Here is a 6,549-nt window from a genome sequence, read left to right as displayed (position 1 = left end):
CGGAGTGCTGGCATGAGTGAGCGTCAGCGAGCGAATCATCAATTCAGGGCTGTGTTGCCTCATGGCGGCACGGAGCGCAGCGGAGTGCTGGCATGAGTGAGCGTCAGCGAGCGAATCATCAATTCAGGGCTGTGTTGCCTCATGGCGGCACGGAGCGCAGCGGAGTGCTGGCATGAGTGTCGTCGAGCAGGCGCGCCGGGCGCGGGACGCCGCCGCCGAGTTGGCGGTGGCCACGCGTACGGTCAAGGACGCCGCGCTGGTGGCGATGGCCGACGCGCTCGTGGCGCGTACCCCGGAGATCCTGACCGCGAACGAGACGGACCTGGCGGCCGGCCGGGAGGCCGGGCTGAGCGCGGCCGTGCTGGACCGGCTCGCCCTCGACGCGGGTCGGGTGACCGGCATCGCCGACGCGCTGCGTGAGATGGCCGCGCTGCCCGACCCGGTCGGCGAGGTGGTCCGCGGGTCCACCCTGCCCAACGGGCTGGAGCTGCGCCAGATCCGGGTGCCGTTCGGGGTGGTCGGCATCATCTACGAGGCGCGGCCGAACGTGACGGTGGACGCCGCCGGGATCTGCCTGAAGTCCGGCAACGCCGCCCTGCTGCGCGGGTCGTCCTCGGCCGCGCACTCCAACGCCGCGCTGGTCGCGGTGCTGCGCGACGCGGTCGCCGGCGCCGGGCTCCCGGCCGACGCGGTGCAGTTGCTCGACGCCAGCTCCCGCGACTCGGTCAAGGAGCTGATGCGCGCCCGCGGGCTCGTCGACGTGCTCATCCCGCGCGGTGGCGCGTCGCTGATCCGCACCGTCGTCGAGGAGTCGACGGTGCCGGTGATCGAGACCGGGGTGGGCAACTGCCACGTCTACGTGGATGCCGCCGCCGACATCTCGCGGGCCGTCGCGGTGACGTTGAACTCCAAGACGCAGCGCCTGTCCACCTGCAACACCGCCGAGTCGCTGCTGGTGCACGCCAGCGTCGCCGACGCGTTCCTGCCGCCGATGCTGGCCGCCCTCGCCGAGGCGGGGGTGACCGTGCACGGCTCCCCCGAGGTGGCCGCGTACTCCGCCGCAGTGGTCCCGGCCACCGAGGAGGACTTCGCCACCGAATACCTGTCCGCCGACATCGCGGTCGCGGTGGTCGAGTCGCTGGACGCGGCCGTCGCGCACATCCGCCGCTACGGCACCGGGCACACCGAGGCGATCCTCACCGACTCGGCGAGCGCGGCCCGCGAATTCGTCGCGCGGGTGGACTCGGCCGCGGTGATGGTGAACGCGTCGACCCGCTTCACCGACGGCGGCGAGTTCGGCTTCGGCGCGGAGATCGGCATCTCCACCCAGAAACTGCACGCCCGCGGCCCGATGGGTCTGCCCGAGCTGACCTCGACGAAGTACGTGGTCACCGGGGACGGGCACCTGCGCGGCTGACCGTCCTCCCTCCCGCCCCTCAGCGTCGATCTTGCACTTACTGTCCCGACATAGGGGGCATAGCACGTGAATCGGCGACAGAAACTGCAAGATCGACGCGGCGGTGGGGGTGGGGATGGGAGTTCAGCCCGTTGGTGCGACCGCCCGGCAGGCCCGGATCGCCCGCAGCGTGGTGTGCACATCGAACTGGTGACCGTCGTCGCTGTCCCAGCCGCCGTCGCTGCGCTGCGTCCTGGTGAGCCGCTCACGGGCCGCGACCAGCAACCAGTGCTCCTCGCCCATGTCGACCCGGCGCAGCGTCCCGGCCAGCCAGGCCACATCCGCCGGGGACAACCGCGGGATCCGCTCGGCGAGCACCGACTGGATCAACGCCGACTCGTAGTACATCTCCTGCCGGTGCAGCACGGCCGCGCTCAGCCAACCGGCGGGCACGAAGGAGGGCCACCGGCCGTCCGGAGCGAGCTGCGCGGCGAGCGCCTGTGCGGCGGCCTGCACCACCCGGGCGTACGACCCGCCGACCCGGTGGTCCAGCGGCCCGGCGGACCGGGCGTCCAGCCCGCCCACGCTGAGCCAGAAGGCAGCGTTGGCGGTGAGGTAGAGACGGGCCTCCGGGTCGCCGGGCCGCGCCCACTCCGGGGCGAGGTCGGCCAGCGACGGGTCCTCGTCCCAGCCGCCGTCGGGTAGCTGGGAGGCGGCGAGCCAGTCCAGCGCGTGCCGGGCCGCCGGGCGGCCGAGGGCACCGAGGTCGTCCAACTCGGCCAGGCGGAAGCAGGTCGCGTCGACGGACCCGACCGCGCCGTCGAGGACGGCCGGCCAGCCGCCGTCGGGCGTCTGCCCGGCCTCGGCGGCGTCGAGCACCTCGTCCGGCACACCGGCGCCGGTGCGCAGCCGGGAGAGACGCGCGCGGTCGACCGCGTCTCCGTGCGCCACGACGAAGCCGATAGCGGCGTCCATATCCACCACGGCGGTCACGCTACCTGCGTAAAGGTCGTCGCGCCTCGGAGTATCGGCCGAGGCCGGGGCGGGTGAGTGGCCCGCCGCCGGCCCCGGTCGTCGCTCAGTACGCGGGCAGCGACGGATCGATCTGCTTGATCCAGGAGAGCACACCGCCCTGGACGTGCACGGCGTCGCGGAAACCGGCCGCCTTGAGCGCGGCGAGCGCCTCGGCGGAGCGGACCCCGGACTTGCAGTGCAGGACGATCTGCTTGTCCTGCGGGAGCTTCGCCAGCGCCTCGCCCGAGATGATGTCGCCCTTGGGGATCAGGGTGGCGCCCGGGATGCGGACGATCTCGTACTCGGCGGGCTCCCGTACGTCGACCAGGAAGATGTCCTTGCCGGCGTCCTGCCACTCCTTGAGCTCGAGTGCGGTGATCGTCGCGTCGAGCGTCGCCTCCTGGGCCTCCTCGGAGACCGCGCCGCAGAAGTCCTCGTAGTCTTCCAGCAGGTCGGTGACCGTCGGGTTGTCGCCGCAGAGCGCGCAGTTCGGGTCCTTGCGGACCTTGATCTTGCGGTATTCCATCTCCAGGGCGTCGTAGACCATCAGGCGACCGACCAGTGGCTCACCGATGCCGGTCAGCAGCTTGATCGCCTCGTTCACCTGGATGGAGCCGATCGACGCGCAGAGCACACCGAGCACGCCACCCTCGGCGCAGGAGGGGACCATGCCGGGCGGCGGCGGCTCCGGGTAGAGGCAGCGGTAGCACGGGCCGTGCTCGGCCCAGAACACCGACGCCTGGCCGTCGAAGCGGTAGATCGAGCCCCAGACGTACGGCTTGCCGAGCAGCACGGCCGCGTCGTTGACCATGTAACGGGTGGCGAAGTTGTCGGTGCCGTCGACGATCAGGTCGTACTGGGCGAAGATCTCCCGGACGTTCTCCCGGTCCAGCGCGGTGTTGTGGATCTCCACCTGGACCAGGGGGTTGATCTCGCGGATCGACGCGGCGGCGGACTCGGCCTTGGACCGGCCGATGTCGGACACGCCGTGGATGATCTGACGCTGGAGGTTGGACTCGTCGACGGTGTCGAAGTCGATGATGCCGAGGGTGCCGACCCCGGCCGCGGCGAGGTACATGAGGGCGGGCGACCCGAGGCCACCAGCGCCGACACAGAGCACCCGGGCGTTCTTCAGCCGCTTCTGCCCGGTCACCCCGACGTCCGGGATGATCAGGTGGCGTGAGTAGCGGCGGATCTCGTCAACTGTCAGCTCGGCGGCGGGCTCGACGAGCGGGGGCAACGACACGGTGGACTCCCCGGGATCGGCGGTGTGAACCGCGCCATTGTTGCTCGCGGGAGCCCCGCTCGGCCATGAGGGACGACACTGGTCCGCGATGCGGGAGCGGGAATAACCGACGACCCGGCCGATCAGGGGACGATGTCACCCGCGTAGCGACGGCCGTCGAGGTAGGGCCAGGCGTTCGCGACGCAGCCGTGCAGGCCGTACGTCTGCTGCTGCATCACCGGCGCGGGCTCCCCCGCGCCGGGGCAGGCCTCGTGCTCCTCGCCGAACTCGTGGCCCACCTCGTGGTTGATCACGTAGGTGCGGTAGGTGTCCAGCGGAGCGCCGTAGTCGGGGACCGCCTCCATCCAGCGGGCCAGGTTGATGACGACCTGGCCGGGCATGCGGCAGGAGGTGTAGCGCTCGGTGGTCAACCCGCCCTCGGCGCACATCCGCTCGGACGTGACAGGGGTGGCCAGGTAGATGGTGAAGTCCGCCGCCCCGGCGTCGGCCACCCGTTGCACCCGCAACTCGTCGGAGGCGATCCAACTGCGCGGGTCGGCCAGCACCTCGTCCACCTTGGCGGCGAACGCGGCGGCGTCCTGGCCGGTGCCGCGTTCGACCACGACCCGGTAACGGCGCAGCGGCCCGTCCGTTCCGTGCACCGGTGTCGCACCGTCGGCAGCCGTGAAGCGTCCGGCTCCGACCGAGGGGTAGCTGGTGGGCGCGGGGTGCAGGGGCGCCCCACCCCCGTGGCCCATCTCGCCCTGGGTGGTGGTGGGAGTGTCGGCCGGTGGCTCGCCGCCCCGGTTGAGCGTCGTGCCGATGCCGCCGGCGAGCACGAGTACGAGCAGGCCGAGCAGCAGCGTGCGGCGACGTCGTCGGCGCATCCGGGTGAGCGTGGGACGTGCGCCTTCGTACGCCGACCGGTCGGGCCGGTCGGGCGGCGACGTGGGCGGGCCGTAAGGGGACGACGGCGTCATGATGTCGAGCCTGCCAGATTATTCGGGCATATCTCCGTTTTTGCCGCTATTCACGCAAGACGCCTGATGGTGTACGTCGGTCGGTCGCTCCCTCAGAGGGCGGGGCCGGCGTAGCGGCGTCCGTCGAGGTACGGCCACGGGTTGACCCGGCACCCGTTGAGGAAGAGCGTCTGCTGCATCATCACCGGCGCGGGCCGACCCGCACCCGGGCAGCGCTCGTGCCGGTGCCCGAGCTGGTGGCCGACCTCGTGGTTGACTACGTACGTCCGGTAGACGTCCAGCGGCACGCGGGCCGAGACGAAGTGCGGCACGGACAACCGCCACCGATCCAGATTGATGATCACCTGGCCGGGTGCCCGGCAGGACGTGTACGGCCGACCCCCGATCCGGATGTCCACCCCGCCGTCGGCACACATCCGAGCCGCCGTGCGGGCGGTGGCCAGGTAGATGGTGAAGTCGCGAGGCGCGTCCCCCGGCACCTGCTGCATCCGTAGCCTGCCGCTGTCGACCCAGCTGCCCGGCCCGGCGAGCGCCACCTGGACCGCCTGCGCGAAGTCCGCGGCGGTCTCGTCGCTGCCCGACTCCACCGCGACCCGGTACCGCCGCAGCTCACCCGCGCGACCCAGCACCGGGCCGGAACGGGCGTCGTAGCCGAACCTCCCGGTGCCGGCGCTCGGGACCGCGCCGGGCACCCGCAGCACCGGGGACGGGCTGGACGCGACCACGGCGGAGGGCGACGGGTCGACCGACGGCGGCAGCGGCGCGGCCACCAGCGGCGGCGGCAGAGTGACGACCTCGTCGGCGGCCAACCGGCCAGCGCGGGGATGCCCACCCGGCCCCTCGGCGATCACGGTCACCGCCGCGCCGACCGCCAACACCACCGCCACCAGTTGGGCGAGCAGCGCGAGGCGTCGCTGACGGCGACCGGGGAGGTGGTTTGACCTGGGCATCCAGGTCAGCCTGCCAGATCAGGCCGCCCCGTGGTGTCCTCCGTTTCGGCGAGCAGGCCGACCACCGCCCGGGCCACCAGGCGGGGCACCTCCAACTGCGCCACGTGACCGACGCCGTCGAGCATCATCAACCGGCTGTCCGGGATGACCCGGGCGGTCTGCGGCGCGACCCGCACGTCGACCAGGCGATCCGCTCGGCCGCCCACCACCAGGGTCGGTGCGCGTACCGCCCCGGCGAGACGCCACAGCGAACCCGGCCCCGGCAGGTACGCCCGCAGGAAGCTGGAGACCAGACCGCGGAACGTCCGGACGTACGCGGCGGCGTAGTGCTCCGCCTCGTACCGCACCCGGATCTCCTCCAACGCCTCGGCCCGACGCTGGTCGCAGATCCGGCTCAGGTCGGCGACGCACGCCTCCAGCACCTGCTGGGCCATCACCTCGGGAGCGAGCTGGGTGAGGTGCCGGGCGACCAGCCGTTCACCCCGCGGGATGGCGAGCACCGGCAGCATCCGTCCCTGCAACGAGCGGCGGAAGTCGAGAAACGGCAGGGCCGGGGAGATCAGGGTGAGGGTACGGACCAGGTCCGGCCGGAGCCCGGCGACCTGCACCGCGACCGCGCCGCCCAGCGAGTTGCCGAACAGGTGCACCGGACCCCGACCGGAGTGCTCGATCCAGCGGACGACCAGATCCGCGAAGGCCGGGATGGTGTAGCGGGGACCCGGCTCACTGCGGCCGAAGCCGGGCAGGTCGATGGCCTGACCGTCCAGCCGGTCGGCGAGCAGCCCGGCCAGGTCGGTCCAGTTCTGGGACGACCCGCCCAGCCCGTGCACGTACAGCGCCGGTTCCGCGCCGGCGGCGGTGGCCGGGGTGTCGCGCACGTACGTGACCCGGCCGTCGAGGCGGACCTCCCGGCCCGGCCAGGGCGGTGGAACCTGATGATCGGGGAGCAGATGGTCGGGCCAGAGGGTGGCGCTTCTCATCGTT

Annotated in this window: 5 protein-coding genes and 1 pseudogene; 1 reads left to right on the top strand and 5 read right to left on the bottom strand. The window is 72.2% G+C overall.

Going from position 1 to position 6,549, the window contains the following annotated elements; translation table 11 throughout:
- Positions 1-172 precede the first annotated feature (172 nt).
- On the top strand, positions 173-1,417 hold the full coding sequence (locus AB0O48_RS07960; protein ID WP_357253676.1) for a glutamate-5-semialdehyde dehydrogenase: 1,245 nt from the start codon (positions 173-175) through the stop codon (positions 1,415-1,417).
- 123 nt (positions 1,418-1,540) lie between these two features.
- Here the strand turns inward: AB0O48_RS07960 and AB0O48_RS07955 are convergent, their stop codons facing one another.
- The 5 genes and pseudogenes from AB0O48_RS07955 to AB0O48_RS07935 form a co-directional block, all read right to left on the bottom strand.
- Positions 1,541-2,389, bottom strand: a complete 849-nt coding sequence (locus tag AB0O48_RS07955; RefSeq protein ID WP_365063953.1) for a squalene--hopene cyclase — start codon at positions 2,387-2,389, stop codon at positions 1,541-1,543.
- Between the two features lie 85 nt (positions 2,390-2,474).
- Positions 2,475-3,723 (bottom strand): annotated as a pseudogene (gene moeZ / locus AB0O48_RS07950) (adenylyltransferase/sulfurtransferase MoeZ).
- A 55-nt stretch (positions 3,724-3,778) separates the two neighbouring features.
- Positions 3,779-4,522, bottom strand: a complete 744-nt coding sequence (locus AB0O48_RS07945; protein WP_357253680.1) for a DUF3152 domain-containing protein — start codon at positions 4,520-4,522, stop codon at positions 3,779-3,781.
- Positions 4,523-4,707: 185 nt separating this feature from the next.
- A complete protein-coding gene (locus tag AB0O48_RS07940; protein WP_365063949.1) occupies positions 4,708-5,565 on the bottom strand; it encodes a DUF3152 domain-containing protein in 858 nt (285 codons plus the stop codon).
- 5 nt (positions 5,566-5,570) lie between these two features.
- The gene (locus AB0O48_RS07935) at positions 5,571-6,545 is read right to left on the bottom strand and encodes an alpha/beta hydrolase (protein ID WP_365063946.1); all 975 of its coding nucleotides are present in this window, start codon (positions 6,543-6,545) and stop codon (positions 5,571-5,573) included.
- Positions 6,546-6,549: the final 4 nt, after the last annotated feature.

Source organism: Micromonospora sp. NPDC085948 (genome assembly GCF_040686315.1).
Taxonomy (GTDB): Bacteria; Actinomycetota; Actinomycetes; order Mycobacteriales; family Micromonosporaceae; genus Micromonospora.
The sequence above is the reverse complement of the archived record's forward strand: the minus strand, read 5'-3'. Positions and strand labels throughout refer to the sequence as shown.